The sequence below is a fragment of the Gemmiger formicilis genome, from assembly GCF_024462815.1.
Classification (GTDB): Bacteria; Bacillota; Clostridia; order Oscillospirales; family Ruminococcaceae; genus Gemmiger.
This window is the reverse complement of record NZ_JANGCG010000057.1, coordinates 1-437: the sequence shown is the minus strand read 5'-3', so window position 1 is coordinate 437 and position 437 is coordinate 1. Positions and strand designations below refer to the sequence as shown.

General features: G+C 60.0%; 1 protein-coding gene. It reads left to right on the top strand.

The genetic code is table 11. The features are described from left to right. On the top strand, window positions 1–437 hold a 437-nt coding region (locus tag NE623_RS14480), incomplete at both ends, for a methionine adenosyltransferase domain-containing protein (RefSeq protein ID WP_256273509.1).

Genomic DNA, 437 nt, shown 5'->3' with positions numbered 1-437 from the left:
TTATCCCCGACATCGGCCCGGACGGCAAGGTGCAGGTCACGATGGAATACAACGGCGACACGCCTGTGCGCATCACCACGGTGGTCGTCTCTGTGCAGCACAAAGAGGATACCGATATTGATAAGCTGGCGGATCTGCTGGACGAGTATGTGTTCCCGCTTGCCTTTGACGGTATGCCCGCCGATGATGCGGAAATCATCCTGAACCCCAGCGGCAAGTTTGTACAGGGCGGCCCGGATGCCGATACCGGCTTGACCGGGCGCAAGCTCATGGTGGACAGCTACGGCACATTTGCGCCCCACGGCGGCGGTGCGTTCAGCGGCAAGGATGCCACCAAGGTAGACCGCAGCGGCGCATATATGGCGCGGTACATTGCCAAAAACATGGTCGCCGCCCATCTTGCCAATCGTTGTCAGGTCACGCTGGCGTATGCCATC